Source organism: Pseudomonas sp. NY15374, from assembly GCF_048068255.1.
GTDB classification, from domain to species: Bacteria; Pseudomonadota; Gammaproteobacteria; order Pseudomonadales; family Pseudomonadaceae; genus Aquipseudomonas; species Aquipseudomonas machongensis.
In genome coordinates, this window is record NZ_JBLUPZ010000016.1 from 1 (window position 1) to 15,192 (window position 15,192).

12 protein-coding genes and 1 riboswitch are annotated in these 15,192 nt (G+C 65.0%); of the genes, 7 read left to right on the forward strand and 5 right to left on the reverse strand.

Translation table 11 applies throughout. From position 1 onward, the window contains the following. The 3 genes from ACNFHO_RS25105 to rtcR form a co-directional block, all read right to left on the reverse strand. The coding region (locus tag ACNFHO_RS25105) for a 3,4-dihydroxy-2-butanone-4-phosphate synthase (RefSeq protein WP_416767713.1) at nt 1-605 on the reverse strand (605 nt) is incomplete at its 3' end. 79 nt (nt 606-684) lie between these two features. Next, nucleotides 685-826, reverse strand: a riboswitch (FMN riboswitch). Between the two features lie 265 nt (nt 827-1,091). After that, on the reverse strand, nt 1,092-1,364 hold the full coding sequence (locus ACNFHO_RS25110) for a DUF3077 domain-containing protein (protein ID WP_416767715.1): 273 nt from the start codon (nt 1,362-1,364) through the stop codon (nt 1,092-1,094). Nucleotides 1,365-1,687: 323 nt separating this feature from the next. After that, nucleotides 1,688-3,277: an RNA repair transcriptional activator RtcR gene (gene rtcR / locus ACNFHO_RS25115; protein ID WP_414154702.1), complete on the reverse strand. Its 1,590-nt coding sequence runs from the start codon at nt 3,275-3,277 to the stop codon at nt 1,688-1,690. 592 nt (nt 3,278-3,869) lie between these two features. On the opposite strand from rtcR, the gene ACNFHO_RS25120 reads away from it, so the two are divergent. From ACNFHO_RS25120 to ACNFHO_RS25130, 3 genes are read left to right on the forward strand one after another with little or no spacing between them, the layout of a single operon-like run. Continuing rightward, nucleotides 3,870-5,000 carry a slipin family protein gene (locus tag ACNFHO_RS25120; RefSeq protein ID WP_416767717.1) on the forward strand — a complete coding sequence of 377 codons (1,131 nt, stop codon included), beginning with the start codon at nt 3,870-3,872 and terminating at the stop codon, nt 4,998-5,000. Nucleotides 5,001-5,021: 21 nt separating this feature from the next. Continuing rightward, on the forward strand, nt 5,022-6,227 hold the full coding sequence (locus ACNFHO_RS25125) for an RtcB family protein (protein ID WP_416767718.1): 1,206 nt from the start codon (nt 5,022-5,024) through the stop codon (nt 6,225-6,227). Between the two features lie 37 nt (nt 6,228-6,264). Next, nucleotides 6,265-7,074 carry a nucleotidyltransferase domain-containing protein gene (locus tag ACNFHO_RS25130; protein ID WP_416767719.1) on the forward strand — a complete coding sequence of 270 codons (810 nt, stop codon included), beginning with the start codon at nt 6,265-6,267 and terminating at the stop codon, nt 7,072-7,074. A gap of 172 nt (nt 7,075-7,246) precedes the next feature. On the opposite strand, the gene ACNFHO_RS25135 is transcribed toward ACNFHO_RS25130, so the two are convergent. Further along, a complete protein-coding gene (locus ACNFHO_RS25135; RefSeq protein ID WP_416767720.1) occupies nt 7,247-8,725 on the reverse strand; it encodes a serine hydrolase domain-containing protein in 1,479 nt (492 codons plus the stop codon). Nucleotides 8,726-8,753: 28 nt separating this feature from the next. Next, nucleotides 8,754-9,671: a LysR family transcriptional regulator gene (locus ACNFHO_RS25140; RefSeq protein ID WP_416767722.1), complete on the reverse strand. Its 918-nt coding sequence runs from the start codon at nt 9,669-9,671 to the stop codon at nt 8,754-8,756. Between the two features lie 416 nt (nt 9,672-10,087). Here ACNFHO_RS25140 and ACNFHO_RS25145 point away from each other — a divergent pair, with 416 nt between their 5' ends. The 4 genes from ACNFHO_RS25145 to ACNFHO_RS25160 are packed head-to-tail and all read left to right on the forward strand — an operon-like array spanning nt 10,088 to nt 15,108. Next, a complete protein-coding gene (locus ACNFHO_RS25145) occupies nt 10,088-11,644 on the forward strand; it encodes an ABC transporter substrate-binding protein (protein WP_054892856.1) in 1,557 nt (518 codons plus the stop codon). A gap of 1 nt (nt 11,645) precedes the next feature. Continuing rightward, the gene (locus tag ACNFHO_RS25150) at nt 11,646-12,587 is read left to right on the forward strand and encodes an ABC transporter permease (protein ID WP_063542551.1); all 942 of its coding nucleotides are present in this window, start codon (nt 11,646-11,648) and stop codon (nt 12,585-12,587) included. Then, entirely contained in the window at nt 12,584-13,474 is an 891-nt protein-coding gene (locus tag ACNFHO_RS25155) for an ABC transporter permease (RefSeq protein WP_081255193.1), read from the forward strand. Before ACNFHO_RS25150 ends, ACNFHO_RS25155 begins: the two co-directional genes overlap by 4 nt. After that, nucleotides 13,471-15,108 carry an ABC transporter ATP-binding protein gene (locus tag ACNFHO_RS25160; RefSeq protein WP_151926359.1) on the forward strand — a complete coding sequence of 546 codons (1,638 nt, stop codon included), beginning with the start codon at nt 13,471-13,473 and terminating at the stop codon, nt 15,106-15,108. Before ACNFHO_RS25155 ends, ACNFHO_RS25160 begins: the two co-directional genes overlap by 4 nt. The last annotated feature ends 84 nt before the right edge of the window (nt 15,109-15,192 follow it).

Here is a 15,192-nt window from a genome sequence, read left to right on the forward strand (position 1 = left end):
CGCGCCGGATATCGAGGTGGCTGTAGAGCTGCTGGCCGACGGGCGCCTGACCGGCTTGTTGCCGGCTGGAGTGCTGCCGAGCCTGTGATCGGTGTCCATGCCTTCGCGGGGGGCCCCCCCCCCCCCCCCCCCCGCGCCAGGTCCACCGAGCCTTCGGTATGGCCGCGACGGGTCAGCACGCCGCCATCACGCGCACGCAATGGGAACACATGGCCAGGGCTGACGATGTGGCGTTGCTCGGCGGTCGAGCGCAGTGCGGCCTCGATGGTGGTGATCCGGTCCTGGGCCGACACGCCGGTGCTCACGCCCTCGGCCGCCTCGATGGTGACGGTGAAGCCGGTGCCGTGGCGGGCCTGGTTGTTCTGCACCATGGGTGCGAGCTGCAGGGCATCGACCGTGGCTTCATCCAGGCACAGGCAGACGATGCCGCTGCAATCGCGAATCATCATGGCCATGGTCTGCAGCGACAGGTTTTCGGCAGCGGCAACGATATCGGCTTCGTCCTCGCGATCGTCGTCGTCGAGCAGCAGCACGGGGCGCCCGGTCTGGAAGGCGGCGATGGCGGCGGTGACGTTGGGGAATTTCGAGTGGTGCAAGGTGGACATGAAACGCTCCTCGTGAATGATCGATGAACGTCTCGGGGCGAACAAAATGCGCGCGCAAGGGCGCCCGATGGCCCCGCGCTTGCGCCTTCTTTCATCCGGACTATGACCGTCGGCTCTGGAGTCTCACCAGATCTGCTGACCCCCGGCATGGCCGGGGCGCTCGCGGGCTCATCTTTCGATTTACCGCCGGTGGGGACTTTCACCCCGCCCTGAAGACCGGGGGAGCATACCGCAAACCGACCGTTTGCTGGCAAGCCCTGCTTAAGTCGATGCCCGCTTCCCCCTCGATCCCTGTAGGAGCGGGCTTGTCCCGCGATCGGGCGCGCAGCGGCCGCAATCCAGGCGACTATCTTTTCCTGAAACACCTCGCGGCCTGGTTTTACGGCCGCTGCGCGCCCGATCGCGGGACTAGTCGGGACGCCGAACCGCCGCACCCACAGGGATTGGGCTGAACTTTAAATTTTGGGTCAGACAGTTGCCCTCAGATCAGTGCAGCCTGCCGCGCTCGACATCCGTCATCAGCGCTTTGGCAAAGGCGCTCAGGTAGTCGGCGGCGGTCAGCAGCCGGGCGTCCTGCTCCATCAGCCCTTCGTGCAGCAGGTGGCGGATGCAGGCAAGCAGGGTCATCACTTCGTCGTAGGCGTGTTCGGCGGGGATGCCGGGCAGGATGCGGAACATGTCCACAGGCGGGTTGCCGGATTCATTGAAAGTTTCCAGGCCGGCAGTCAGGAGAGGTGGGTCGGGGACGATCTTTTTCATGGCTTTACTCCTTGGTGCAAGGGAGCCGCCACATCTTTCTCAAGGATTTTGGGTGGCGGCCGCGCGCGGGGTGAGAAAACCGAGGGAGCAAAGAAAACTCGGCCAGACCGAAGTCTGCCCGCGCGCGGCTGCCATAAAGACATGCTCTTTTACTCATCAACGGGTTCTCACACCCGGCCGCAAACATCGCGACCCAGGGACGTTATTCCTGAGGTGATTTCCCGACAACAGAGAAGCTTCGGCAAGGCGCGTAGGATACTTCCCAAGCCTGCTTGGCCCGAAGCATTTGGTTTCAGATTGGGAAACGTCCTACGGCCTAGCTATCACCCCTGACCCTTCACCTGCTGCCAATCCAGCCCGAATCGCGCCAGGTACTTTCTCAGGCGATCGGCGTCGTTGGGGTTGGCCTTCTCCTGGCGCGACACCGCGAACAATTGGCGCCCGGCCTCGGACAGGCTTGCTGCGCGGCGACAAACGTCGATCACCGCCTGCAACTGCACCTGGTCGAACAGGTCCAGTTCGCGCCCGGCCAGTACCGGCTCGCTCTCGCCCTCCAGCCCCCAGGCATGACGCAAACGCTCGATCTCCTCTGCCACCAGGGCTTCGTCTATTCGCCCGCTGTCGGCCAGTGTCGCCATGCGTGTGATCGAGGCCGACAGCTCGCGGAAGTTTCCAGCCCAGCGGGCTTCGCTGGCGTGGGCGAAGGCCAGGTAGCTGCGCTTGGCCTCCAGATTGAAACGCACCTGTCGGCCTTGTTCGCGGGCATGGCGCTGCAACTCGAAGTCCAGGTTCGGCTCGATGTCTTCGCGCCGCTGCGCAAGCCCCGGCAGGGCGAAGGTCCACAGGTTGATACGGGCGAACAGGTCTTCGCGAAACGAGCCTTCGGCGACCTTCGCGCGCAGGTCGCGATGGGTACCGGCGATCAGTTGGAAGTCGCTCTGCACTTCGCGGTCCGAGCCCAGCGGGAAGAAGCGCTTCTCTTCGATGGCCTTGAGCAGCATGGCCTGCTCGTCGGCGCCAAGCTCGCCGATCTCGTCGAGAAACAGCATGCCGCCGTCGGCAGCGCGCAGCAGGCCATCGCGGGCGTTCTGCGCACCGGTAAAGGCGCCCTTGGCATGGCCGAACAGGGTCGACATCGCGCCATCGCCGCGCAAGGTCGCGCAGTTGACCTCGATGAACCGCCCCTGCAACTGGTGCCGGCCACGCTTGAGCTCGTGAATGCGCCGGGCCAGGAACGACTTGCCGGCGCCGGTAGGCCCGACCAGCAGGATCGGTGCCTTCGAGCGCAGGGCGACGCGTTCGATCTGTTCGATGGTGCGGTTGAATGCCGCGTTGCGCGTGGCAATACCGGACTTGAGCAGCGACTGCGCCTCGACCTGCTCGTGGCGAAAGCGCGAAGCGATCAGGTCGTAGCGCGACAGGTCAAGGTCGATCAGCGTGGCAATACCGGCCGGGTCGCTGGCTTCGTCGTGCTTGCGTGAGGGCGAGGTCTGCACCAGGCGTGCGGGCAGGTAGCGCGCTTCGGTGAGCAGGAACCAGCAGATCTGCGCGACATGGGTGCCGGTGGTGATGTGCACGAGATAGTCCTCGCGCTCGGTGTCGAAGGGGTAGCCGCTGGAGAAGTCGTGCAGGGCGCCATAGACCTCTTCGAAATCCCATGGGTTACGCAGGCTGAGCGGGTGCAGTCGCACCTCGGTGTGGGGTGACACCTGCTGGACGTCGGCACGGATGCGTTCGGCCAGGCTGACGTCACGTACGCCGGGGCCGTGAATCAGCTCCAGGCGATCGAGCGGCAGGTCTGGCTGGCGGCACAGGCCGATCGTGGGGCGCCAGCGGTTCCAGCGTGCGGCGCCCTTGCCATTGCGGTCGAGGGTGGTGCCGAGAAAACCGATAGCAACACGGGCTTTGCTCATGGAGTTATCCCAAAAGATAAAGTCTTATCCAAGCATATATGAATGATCGGGTTTCCTGCTGCCACTAAAATTGCCAAAAAACCAGATCTAAAAAATAAATCGTTAAAAATCAGTTATTTAAAAAATAACTTGAGCAGTTTCTAAAAGCTGGCACGCCGCTCGCTATATCCCTCTCGACCGAATCGCCAGGCAGGCCCAAGGGCAAGGGGTTGAGACCCCGCTGGTGCACGTACCCACTCAGGTGTCGGTGTCGTGCATGCCGCCGCTGCAACGACCGGTCGCCCTGTGCAGTACCCGTGAAACGGCTGCACAGACGCTCGCCGGGAAGCCCCGGCACTACCCTCCTAAGGTAGCTGTGAACGTAACACCCGCTGGTGCGGTGCAGGTCAGGCAAGCAGGGCCAGGATGGCCCCTCGACGGCCACGGACGCCTGCACCACCGCCGGCCCACCCGGCCTGCCGGCCGGACCTGGCGCAACGAAGGACGCCGCCTGAGCCTTGCTCACGGTGCCTGACTCCGCCAGGTCTCGCCCGCAGTGCCCGGTGTGCCGGCACCACCGGCAACCCTGGATATGGATGAAAAGGATAGAAAGATGAAATTGTTCAAACGCTTTGTCGTGAAGAAGAACGAACGTGGCCTGCTGCTCGATGAAGGCGACTTCGAGGCCATCCTCGAGCCTGGGCAGTATTCGCGTGTCGACTGGCGCGACCGGCTGACGGTGCAGACCTTCAGCCTCAATTCCCCGCTGTTCGACCATCCGCTGGCAGGCTACCTGCGCCAGCACCAGCCGCAGTTGATCGAGCAGTATTTCGAGCGCATGGACCTGGGCGAACATGAGCTGGGCCTGCGTTTCGAGGACGGTCGGCTGGTCGAGCTGCTGGCACCGGACAGCCGTCGCCTGTACTGGAAGGGCCAGGCCCGGCAGACCCTGGAGCGAGTCGACCTGAGTGGCGGACGGCGCGTGGCGCCTGCATTGCTCGCACGCTTGAACCGTCCGGGCATGGCCGGCCTTGAACATGTGTTGCTGGTCAGCGTGCCGGCGTTCCATGTCGGCGTGCTGAAGATCGACGGCGCCGTGTTCGACTTGCTCGAAGCCGGGCAGTATGGCTTCTGGCGCTGCGGCAGCCAGGTAACGGTGGAAACCGTCGACACCCGTGTGCAGGCGCTGGAGGTCGGCGGCCAGGAAATCCTTACCCGCGACAAGGTGAACCTGCGTCTGAACCTGGTCGCCAACTGGCGCTACGCCGACGTGCTGATGGCCCATGCACGCTTCAGCAAACCGGTGGAGCACCTGTACCGTGAACTGCAATTCGGTCTGCGCGCCGCAGTAGGGACTCGGACCCTGGATGAGTTGCTGGAAGACAAGCAGTTCATCGACGACAGCATCAGCCGCCACCTGCAGACGCAACTGCCGGGCAGCGGTCTGGAAATCAGCAGCCTCGGGGTGCGCGACATCATCCTGCCGGGCGAGATGAAGACCCTGCTGGCGCAAGTAGTGGAGGCGGAAAAGGCGGCGCAGGCCAACGTGATTCGTCGCCGTGAGGAAACCCAGGCGACGCGCTCGCTGCTCAACACCGCCAAGGTGATGGAAGGTAGCCCGACGGCCCTGCGCCTGAAGGAGCTGGAAACCCTGGAGCGGGTGGCCGAACGCATCGACCGGATCTCGGTATTCGGTGGTCTGGATCAGGTATTGAATGGCTTGGTCAGCCTCAAGGCAGGCTGATCGAACACAAGGAACAAGGACATGAACCTGTTGGAAGTGGCCGGCGGCAAGCCGATCAAACTGTGGACCGATGGCGTGCCGGTCGAGGACGACGCGCGTCGGCAACTGATGAACACCGCACGCATGCCGTTCATCTTCAAGCACCTTGCGGTGATGCCGGACGTGCACCTGGGCAAGGGTTCGACCATCGGCAGTGTGATCCCCACCGTGGGTGCGATCATCCCGGCAGCGGTTGGTGTCGACATCGGTTGCGGCATGATCGCCGCACGCACCTCGCTGCACGCGCGCGACCTGCCGGACAACCTGCATGGCCTGCGCAGTGCCATCGAGAAGGCCGTGCCGCATGGCAAGACGTTCGGTCGTCGTGACCAGGGCGCCTGGGGCGAAGTGCCGAGCCAGGCCGACCAGACCTGGGGCCGCCTGGCCGGACGCTTCAAGGTGATCACCGACAAGCATCCGCAGTTGGAGAAGACCAACAACCGCAGCCACCTCGGCACCCTGGGCGGCGGTAACCACTTCATCGAAGTCTGCCTGGACGAGGCCGATCGCGTCTGGTTCATGCTGCACAGCGGTTCGCGTGGGGTGGGCAATGCCATTGGCAACCTGTTCATCGGGCTGGCCCAGGCCGACATGCGTCAGCACCTGGCCAACCTGCCGGACAAGGACCTGGCCTATTTCGAGGAAGGTAGCCGGCATTTTGCCGACTATGTCGAGGCGGTGGAGTGGGCGCAGGACTTTGCCCGGCAAAATCGCGAACTGATGATGCAGGCGGTGGTGGCAGCGACCCGCAAGGTGCTGGGCAGGCCTTTCGAGGCCAGCCTGGAGGCGGTCAACTGCCATCACAACTATGTGCAGCGTGAGCAACACTTCGGGCGCGAAGTGCTGGTGACCCGCAAGGGCGCGGTATCGGCGCAGAAGGGTGAGCTGGGCATCATTCCCGGCTCCATGGGCGCGAAGAGCTTCATCGTCCGTGGGTTGGGCAATGAAGAGGCTTTTTGCTCGTGCAGCCACGGTGCAGGGCGGGTGATGAGCCGGACCAAAGCCAAGAACCTGTTCACCGTCGAGGACCAGCAGCGTGCCACGGCCCATGTGGAGTGCCGCAAGGACAAAAGTGTAGTCGACGAGATTCCGATGGCCTACAAGGATATCGATGCGGTCATGCAGGCCCAGCGCGAGCTGGTCGAGGTTGTGCACACCCTGCGTCAGGTGGTGTGTGTGAAAGGTTGAAGCAGGCGCCAGGGGCGCCCTGACAAGGAGTGAAAGTATGTACCAGGACGACCCACATCCACTGTCCGACGCCATGCGCGTGCGGGTGCTCGAAGAACTGCAGCGCATCGAGCACGAGCATGACGTGACTGTGCTGTACGCCTGCGAGTCCGGCAGCCGCGCCTGGGGCTTCGCCTCGCCGGACAGCGACTACGACGTGCGTTTCGTCTATGTGCAGCGTGCCGAGTGGTACCTGCGCGTGGAGGAGCCACGCGATGTGATCGAGCGGCCCCTGAGCGATGAGCTGGACGTCAGCGGCTGGGAGCTGCGCAAGGCATTGCGTTTGCTGCGAGGTGCCAATCCGAGCCTGCTCGAGTGGCTGGGCTCGCCGTTGGTGTACCGGGCCGACGAGCAGGCCCGTGAGCAACTGGGCGCGCTGGCTCGTGCGTTCTATTCGCCACGCGCTGTGCGCCACCACTACCTGTCGATGGCCCGCAAGAACCTGCGCGGCTATCTGTCGGGTGACACGGTGCGGCTGAAGAAGTACCTCTACGTGATCCGCCCGTTGCTGGCGGTGCGCTGGATCGACCAGGGCCTGGGTATGCCTCCGACTGCGTTCGCGGCACTGCTCGAGCGAACCGTCGATGAGGCAGATGTGCGCCAGGCGATCGATCAGTTGCTCGAGCGCAAGCGCCGGGCGGGCGAGACGCAGCACGGGCCGCGGGATGACGTGCTGCACCGGTTCATCGAGGCCGAGCTGGCGCGGGCCGATACGGTCGAGGTGGCGCGTGGCGAGCGCAGCGACACTGGGGTGCTGGATCGCTTTCTGCTGGAGACGGTCGGGCGGTTTCAGGCGCAGTACGGTTGAGCCTGTGATTTCGAGGCTGGCGCAGCATCTGTGGGAGCGGGCTTGCCCGCGAAAAGGACACCGCGCTGCCTGGCACGGGCTCCGCCCGTGTTCGCGGGACAAGTCGGAGCGCCGAACCACCGCTCCCACAGGGATTGGGCTGGTCTTTAGATTTTGAGCAAGACAGTTGCTGCTACACGTGTCGGGTCGGGTTGTGAGTGCTCATTCCATGCAGCGGCTCCCAGGCACGGATGCCGCTGTTGATGTTCACGCTGCGCTCCAGGCAAACCCGTTCGCCTGCAAAGCTCAGGTACACCCGATCGCGGAATGCCGAGCGCGGGTACACCCATTCCAGCTCCAGTCGATCTGCCGCCACCCAGCGCGCCGTCGCCATCACCGGTGCATCACGCAGTGCATAGCCATGGTGCAGTTGTGCCCCCGGCAACGAGCTGGTGCCCGTGACCCAATGATCGATCCCGGCTTCGATGCGCTCGCTGCCCGTCGCCTCTACCCATTCCATCACCAACCGCTCGCCGGCCTGCAACAGATTCAGCGTTTCGATGCCATACGGATTGGCCTCGAGGGCAAAACTCATTCGTGCAGGTAGCGGCTGGGTCGGACGTGCGAGCGAGCGCAGTGGTTGCTCTTCGGCGAAACGCTGGAGCACCTCGCGTAGCCGTTCGTCACCTGCGGCCCCAGCCTGTTCACCGCGCAGCGCCGCGCTCAGATGACGATCGATGAAGGGTGTCACCTGCGCCGACTTCTCCATCGCGCCGAATACCGCCAGCGTGGCGCGCTCGCCGGGGATCACGGCGGCCATCTGGGCGAACACGCCCACGGCGCTGTAGCCGTTCGCCGGGCGGTCGGTCCACCAGTGATAGCCATAGCGACTGCCCTCGCCACCCTGGGCGCGCGTTGCCGCCTCCACCCACGCCTGCGGCAGAACCTGCTCGCCGTTCCAGCGCCCGCCGTCGCGGTGCAGCATGGCCAGCTTGAGGACATCCACAGGCCGCGCCGTCAGGCCGTTGCCGCCGGGGCTGATGCCTTCCGGGCTGATGTCCCAGTGCTGCGCCTCGAAGCCCAGCGGCTCGAGCAGGCGCGGCTTGAGGTAGTCGTGCAGGGTGACGCCAGCAACCTGGGTCAGCACCGCCGAGAGCATGTAGCTGGCGGCGCTGGTGTAGACGAAGTCGGTGCCCGGCGCGCTGGTCAGCGGTATGCGGAAGAACTCCTCGACCCAACTGCCGTCGATGCCGCGCCAGATCGAGCCGGAGGTGTTGCCGCCGTGGCCGGTGCGCATGGTCAGCAGGTGCTCGACGGTGATCTGCGCTGCGCGTGGGTCGGTGGCGCCTGCCGCCGCTTGCGGGAAGAACTTCGCCAGAGGGTCGTCCAGGCGCAGCAGCCCTTCGTCGATGGCCAGGCCGATGGCGCAGGCGGTGAAGCTCTTGGTGATCGAGTGGGTCACCCGTGGCGTCAGCGAATCGTACGGCCAGCGCCAGGCGTCCACCACCAGCACGCCGTCGCGCTCGAGCATCACCCCGTGCAGTTCGAGCCCGGCCTGTTGCACCGCCTCGAGAAAGGCGGCGACCTCGAAGCCGTCGATGCCGACGCTGGAGGGCAGCCCACGGGGCAGGTCATGGGCGGCAGGCTGATCGGCGGTGATTGGCTGGGGCATGGGTATTCCTCATGATGCGGGGCGTTGTTCAGTCGGCGGTGCGCGGGTGGACCAATCGGCTGTAGGACACCAGCATGCCGATGAAGACCTGGGCCACGCTGGTCAGCGTCGCGTTCTTGCGGGTGATCAGGGCCACGTCGCGGTGGCTCAGGCGCTCCTCGATGGGGATCTTCACCAGCGAGGCGGAGAACAGTTTCAGCGACGGAATGATCGCCGGCTCGATGGTCAGGTAGTCGGTCTCGGCGACGATGTGCAGGGTCTCGAGCAGCGATTCGGTGGTGATGCCGATCTTCGGCATGCCCAACCCGTGGGCGCGGAACAGCTCGATCAGGCGGCCCTCGGTGCCGCCGACCAGGCCGTCGCGGCGCACGCTGATCCATTTGCACTGGGTCAGGTCGCGTACCGAGCGGGCATCACGCAGCGGGTGATCCTTGCGTGCGATCACCCCGGCGCGGGACGCGTGCAGGCGCTGGATGGACAGGTCGATTTCATCGACATGGGCGGGCAGGGCGCACAGGGCGAAGTCCAGGCGGCCTTCGCGCAGTTTCTCGATGAGGATCTTGGTCGAACCGCTGGTCACCTCGAGGCGGGTCTGCGGGTGCTGCGAGGTAAAGCTTTCGAACACCGGCACCAGCAGTTCGGCCAACGGTTCGGAGGTGACGCCCAGGGCTACATGGCCCTGGGGTTCGACCAGGGCACGGACGTCAGCCACGGCGCGGTCGCAGTCCATCAGGATGGCGCGGGCGTGGGCGATGAAGCGCTGGCCGGAGTCGCTGAGGCGGATGCCCTGGTTGGTGCGGTGCAGCAACGGGCCGCCGAGCTCGCGCTCCAGCGCCTGGACCGACTGGGTGAGGGTGCTTTGCGCGATGTTCAGTGCGCGGGCCGCAGCCCGGAAGCTGCCCATGTCGACCACGGAGCAGAAGGCGCGCAGGTGGGTCAGGGTCATTATTGTTCGAACTCCGCAGGGTGCGTGGGGGCCGTGCTTGATGCGGCCATGTTAGAGAGCGATCGAATTTGCCGTCAGTGCGCTTTTGCTGATCCCGATAGCTTTATTGGATCAGGTGTTTCCGGGCGAAGAGCCTGTTATGACCAGCGCAGCATGGCTTTTGCCGAACGATTTTGGCAGGGGTGCACGGCAAGTCTGCGATCAGCGTGATTGGCTATGCCACTCATGATCGGAATTTATGTGCTTACGCAGCGACGCCACCTGAGACAGGATGCGCCAGGCATCGCTACCGGGCCTCGGGCGTACGTCACCCCAGAGCCACGGTCATAACAACAACAACGAGTTCCCGGATCGGGGCGCAACCTTTCACGACTCTGCCGCCGACTGCATTGGATCTCGAGCCCGAGGGGAATAACTTGAACAAGACTCTGATTCTGATGACTGGCCTGATGGCCTCCATCTGCGCCAACGCTCAGACACAAAACACCCTGAATGTCGCCCTCAACGCCGACATCCGCAGCACCCAGCCAGGCGTGAACCGCGACACCAACTCCGATGCGGTGGTGCTGCACCTGTTCGAAGGCCTGGTCGCCTTCCGCGAAGACGCAAGCGTCGGTCCGCTGCTGGCCAAGGAAGTCGTCACTTCCGACGACGGCCTGACCTACACCTTCAAGCTGCGCGACGGCGTCACCTTCCACAACGGCAAGCCGCTGACCTCAAAGGAAGTGCTGTGGACCTGGCAGCGCTACATGGACCCGGCCACCCAGTGGCGCTGTACCGCGTCGTTCGACGGTCACAGCGGCGCGAAGATCGTCGATATCAAGGCCCCTGACGCGCAGACCGTAGTCTTCACCCTCGACCAGCCCAACGCCCTGTTCCTGGCCAGCATGGCGCTGCCCGAGTGCGGTGGCAGCGGCATCATGCACCCCGACTCGGTGGTCAATGGTGAGTGGACCACGCCGATCGGCACCGGCCCGTTCAAGCTGGCGACCTGGAAGCCGGGGCAATACGTCGACCTGGACCGTTTCGCCGAATACAAGGCGCGTGACGAGGCTGCCGATGGCTATACCGGCAACAAGTCGACCACCCTCGACCGCGTGCACATGACCATCATCCCGGATCCGGCCGCCGCCAAGGCTGCGCTGCTGTCGCGCAACGTCGACATGCTCAACGACGTCAGTGCCCTGGAAGCCAAGGAGCTCGAGGCGCTGCCTGGCGTGCGTATCTCGGCGAGCACCACCATGTCGACCAGCGCCGTGCTGTTCCAGACCAAGGACCCGCTGTTTTCCGACGTGCGCATGCGCCAGGCATTGGCCCACGCGCTGGACACCAGCACCATCGTCACCGCGCTGACCGAAGGCCGCTCCAAGCCCAACCCTTCGATGGTCGCCTTGGGCAGCCGTTACCACACCGCGGCGCAGGACAAGGGCTGGGGCTACTCGCCCGAAGAAAGCAAGCGGCTGCTCAAGGAGGCCGGCTACAAAGGCCAGCCGATCCAGCTGATCACCAACAAGCGCTACCCGAACATGTTCGACATCGCCGTCTATGTGCAGGCCATGGCCAGCCAGGTCGGCCTGAACATCCAGTTGCAGACCATGGAATGGGGCACCCAGCTCGAGCGCTACCAGAGCGGTAACTACCAAGTGATGGTTTCCACCTATTCCGAGCGCCTGGACCCGGCGCTGAACTACGACGCTGCCGCCGGCGACAAGAGCAAGGAGCCGCGCAAGGTCTGGGATGACGCCAAGGCCCGCGAACTGATCGCCGAAGCCCGCCGCGAAGGCGAGCCGGCCAAGCGCCAGGCGCTGTTCGACGAGCTGCACAAGGACATGCTGCGCGACCTGCCGCTGATCCCGCTGTACAACGGCAATGCCATCACCGTGACCCGCGAGTACGTGCAGGGCCAGCGCCCATGGCCGGTGTCCAAGCCGCGCCTGTGGATGATCAGCCTCGATAACCAGGGGAAGAGCTGACATGTTTCGGTACATCCTTCAGCGGCTGGGCATGGCGATCCCGACCCTGCTGCTGATCGCGGTGGCGGTGTTCACCATCATTCGGCTGATTCCGGGCGACCCGGCCCTGCTGATGCTCGGTGACATGGCCGACGAACAGAGCCTGGCGAGCACTCGCCAGGCCCTGGGGCTCGACCAGCCGATGGCGGTGCAATTCGTGATCTGGTTCAAGGCCGTGCTCAGTGGCGACCTGGGCCATTCCATCACCACCCGCGAAGCGGTACTGCCGATGATGCTCGAGCGCTTCGGCGTCAGCTCCAGCATCGTGCTGATCGCCGTGCTGCTCGCCAGCCTGATCGCGGTGCCCGCCGGCATGCTGGCGGCCTGGAAACAGAACGGTTCGCTCGACCTGTCGGTGGTGGCGGTGGCCACCTTGCTGCTGTCGATCCCGTCGTTCTGGCTGGGCCTGCTGCTGCTCTATGGTTTCGGCATCAAGCTGGGCTGGTTGCCGATCGTGGGCTATGTGAGCTTCGACCAGGACGCCTGGCAGTCGATGCGCTACATGATCCTGCCGGTGGCGACCCTGACGCTGGTGGAGATCGGTGCGATCACCCGCATGGCCCGGGCCAACGCCATCGAGGTGCTGCGCCTGGAGTACATCACCCATGCCCGGGCCAAGGGCCTGTCGGAAAGCGCAGTGCTGTGGAAGCACGCCCTGCGCAACGCCTTCGCCCCGACCATGACCCTGATCGGGCTGATCCTGGGCAACCTGCTGGGCGGTATCGCGGTGCTGGAAACGGTGTTCACCTTGCCTGGCATCGGGCGCCTGATGGTCGATGCGATCTTCGGTCGCGACTATCCCGTGCTGCAGGGCTGCCTGTTGCTGGTCACCTTCATCTTCGTACTGGTCAACCTGCTGGTGGACCTGCTGTACCCACTGTTCGACCCAAGGGTGAAGCTATGAGCAAGCCTCAGACTCCGACCCTGTCCCCTGCGGACATGTCATCCACGCCGGCACCGCGCGCCCGTCGCCGTCGGCCACTGCAACTGAACGCCCTAGTTGGCCTGACCCTGCTGGCGATCCTGACCCTGGTGGCCTTGCTCGGCCTGGTCTGGACGCCCCATGATCCGGTGCGCCTGGACCTGTTGACGCGCCTGCAGCCACCTTCGGCCGCGCACTGGCTGGGCACCGACGAATACGGCCGCGATGTGCTCAGCCGTCTGATGGTCGGCGCACACACCAGCCTGTGGGTGAGCCTGCTGACGGTGATCGTCGCGGTGACCTGCGGCACCATTCTCGGTCTGCTCGCCGGCTACCTGCGCGGCAACGTCGACCGGGTGCTGATGATGATCAACGACACCCTGCTGGCCTTCCCCGGGATTCTCATGGCGCTGGCGCTGATGGCGATCATCGGCCCGAGCCAGTACGGCATCATCCTGGCCCTGAGCATCGCCTACACGCCGTCGGTGGTGCGGGTGGTGCGCAGCAGCGTGCTGTCGTTGCGCGAGCGCGAGTTCGTCGAGGCCTCGCGGGTGATCGGCAACTCCGAGCTGTACACCATGCTGCGCCATGTCGCGCCCAACTGCGTGGCGCCGGTGTGCGTGATCGCCACCAGCATGTTCGGCTGGACCATCCTCGCCGAGAGCTCGCTGAGCTTCCTCGGCCTGGGCGTGCCGCCCCCCGCTGCGACCTGGGGCAACATGCTTGCCGCCAGCCGTCCGTTCATTGCCTCGGCAGGCTGGCTGGGGCTGTTCCCCGGCATGTGCATCGCCCTTTCGCTGTTGGCCTTCAACCTTGCCGGCGACGCCCTGCGCGACCGCCTCGATCCGCGCATGAGGACGCTGCAATGAGCCAGACCCAACCCTTGCTGGCCGTCGAGGGCCTGAAGATCCGCGCTGGTGTCGATGGCCCGGTGGTGGTCGATGACCTGGCGTTCGACATCGCCCCAGGCCAGATCGTGGCGCTGGTGGGCGAGTCAGGCAGCGGCAAGACCATGGCCGCGCGTGCCGCCATCGGCCTGTTGCCGCCGCCGATGCGGGTATGCGGTGGCAGCGTCCGCTTCCAGGGCCAGGACCTGGGCAGCCTGAGCCCGCAAGCCCTGCGCGAGATTCGCGGGGCGAAGATCGGCATGGTGTTCCAGGAACCCATGGTGTCGCTCAACCCGGCACTGCGCATCGGCGAGCAGATGGCCGAAGGCATGCGCCTGCACACCGAGTTCGACGAGCAGACCATTCGCCAGAAATGCCTGCAGATGCTCGGCGACATCGGCATCCGCGACGCCGAGCGCTGCCTGCAGGCCTACCCGCACGAGTTTTCTGGCGGCATGCGCCAGCGCATCATGCTCGCCTCGGTCATGCTGCTGCGCCCGGCGCTGCTGATTGCCGACGAGCCGACCACCGCGCTCGACTGCCTGGCCCAGCTCGATGTGCTCAAGCTGATGCTCGAGCTGACCGCCAAGCAGGGCACCGCGGTGCTGTTCATCAGCCACGACCTGTCGCTGGTCGCACGCTATGCACACAAGGTGGTGGTGATGCGCAATGGCAAGGAGGTCGAGCAGGGCCCGATCGACCAGGTACTGCTCAACCCCCGTGCCGAGTACACCCGTCAGTTGCTCGAAGCACTGCCCAGCCGTGGCGAGTTGCCGCCACTGCCGCAGGCCAACGCGCCGCTGTTGCAGATCGATGGCGTGCAGATCGCCTATCCCGGCCCGCGCCGGATGTGGCGCAAGAGCGAGGCGCGGCGCGTGGTGCATGGCGCCAACCTGCACATCGCGCCGGGCGAGACGCTGGCGCTGGTGGGCGGCAGTGGCTCGGGCAAGACTACCCTGGGTCGGGCCATCGTCGGGCTGGTCAAGCCCAGCGCTGGCGAGATCCGTTTCCAGGGCCACGACATTGCCCAAGCGGCCAATCGCAGCCATCGCCTGCAATGCCAGATGATCTTCCAGGACCCGTTCTCCTCGCTTAACCCGCGCATGAGCATTGGCCAGATTCTCGCCGAGCCGCTGCGCCACGTGCCGGACATGAGCCCGGCCCAGCGTCGCGCACGGGTGTTGGCGACGCTGAACGACATCAACCTGCCGGAGCGCCTGATCGACCGCTTGCCGCACGAGCTGTCCGGCGGCCAGCGCCAGCGTGTGGCAATCGGCCGGGCGCTGGTGCGCAGGCCCAGCCTGGTGGTGGCCGACGAGCCGATCTCGGCGTTGGACATGACCGTGCAGAAGCAGATCCTCGAGCTGTTCGAGCGCCTGCAGAAGCAGTACGGATTCGCCTGCCTGTTCATCTCCCACGACCTGGCAGCGGTGGAGCGCATCGCTCACCGGGTCGCGGTGATGTGCCAGGGCGATGTGGTGGAAATCGGGCCGCGCGACGAGATCTTCGATCGCCCTCAGCATGCCTATACCCGGCAATTGCTGGCAGCGTCGTGCCCGTTGGAGAAGCTCGAAGGTGGCGGTTTCAGGCTGCGCCAGACGCCTGCGACGAGCTGATCCACAAACCTTGATTCACCTTCCTCGGATGGCGCCAACCCCCGGTTGAGCGCCCAGGGGGAAGTCATGCCTTCAAAACATCCA